The organism is Dolichospermum sp. UHCC 0259 (genome assembly GCF_009711935.1).
In the GTDB taxonomy this organism is placed as follows: Bacteria; Cyanobacteriota; Cyanobacteriia; order Cyanobacteriales; family Nostocaceae; genus Dolichospermum.
In genome coordinates this window covers 1-1,336 of the sequence record NZ_VIKX01000172.1, presented here as the reverse complement: position 1 = coordinate 1,336, position 1,336 = coordinate 1, and the positions used below count along the sequence as shown (strand labels likewise).

The window sequence follows — 1,336 nt, the reverse complement described above, 5'->3', positions numbered from 1 at the left end:
CTTTGTGAAGCATAAAATAAGCTTTTGGCTCACTTTATGCTTCAAGTCACAATTAAGGACAAGATACGCTAAAATTCTTACCCCTCAAAGCTTGTAGCATTATGTCAATCTGGCGGTTTTTAATAATCCCTACCATCAAGATAGGGATTATTAGTTGTTATGTGCTTAGATATATAATCTAGCGATGAGGGGGAAATTAGAAATAATCATTGGGATTGTTGTGCTGCTTGACGTAAGTAAGTCCAACCCGACGAGCTACAGACGGCCAACCACCATTACTGGTAATCGCAGCTATTAAATCAGTCCGTCCAATTTCAGTAAGTTGCTCATGGGTAGGCATCACCCCAGGAGTCCCCAACTGCTCCACAACCTGTAAAAGCTCACTTTTAAAATTATCTGTATCCTTCCAATAATCACGTTCCTTCCGACTATAAGACAATTTTAATCCCAAGCGTTGAGCCACCTCTGGAAACCCGCCATGTAAATTCATTGCATTAGCTAAAGACCTTTCTCCAGCCTCTTCTAATTCTTGTTTAGTAGGCATGATATCAGCAGTACCATGTAGACTAATAAAAGCCAGAATATGTTTTTCAATATTGGCAAAATCCTGCCAATAACCTGCCCGTTTTTTCTTGAATTCCAGTCCTAATTGTTCTGCCACTGACTGAAAACCACTATGATGCTTAGATATGGCTCTTTCTAAGTCTGTGCGTCCCAACTGCTTCAATTGTTCTGCTGTTGGCATCATACCCAACTCACCACGTTGCTCATTGATATTTAAAATTTCGCGTTTAACTTTTTCAAACTCCTTCCAGTAGCCAGATTGCTTTCTTTTCTGTTTAGGTGGTGCAGGTATTTGAGATGAAAAACTGAGTTGAATTGCATCTGTATGTTTTATCTTATTCTTCTGTTTGTTTAGACCATATTTTCTAATCCATGAGCGAATTGTCACATCTTTTATATTGGTAATTTCTGCAATTTCTTTAGGTGTTTTACCTTGCTGATAAAGGTTCAGACAATTCTCAATTTCCGTTTGGGAATGACGCTTTTGACCTCTACTAATTCCTGCTTTACTAATCCAACTACGAATTGTAATTGGATGAATTCCTATCTGTTCGTGAATTTGTTCAGATGTTAGTCCTTGTTGATAGAGACTTAAACATTGCTGTTTAATTTCATCAGAGTATTTTTGGGATATAGATAGACCAGCGTGCATTCCCCAATCAGTAATAGTATCGGCAGGAACACCAGTTTCATTTTCAATTTGACGAGGTGTACAGCCAGGGCTATTTCATTCTAAATAATTGCTTGAGTGTGCTAAGACCAAAACCAGCGA

Annotated in this window: 1 protein-coding gene; it reads right to left on the bottom strand. The window is 38.4% G+C overall.

What is annotated here, in order from left to right:
* Positions 1–196 precede the first annotated feature (196 nt).
* Positions 197–1,216, bottom strand: coding sequence for a hypothetical protein (locus FJR05_RS13665; protein ID WP_168644619.1), 1,020 nt, complete (start codon positions 1,214–1,216; stop codon positions 197–199).
* Between the last annotated feature and the right edge of the window lie 120 nt (positions 1,217–1,336).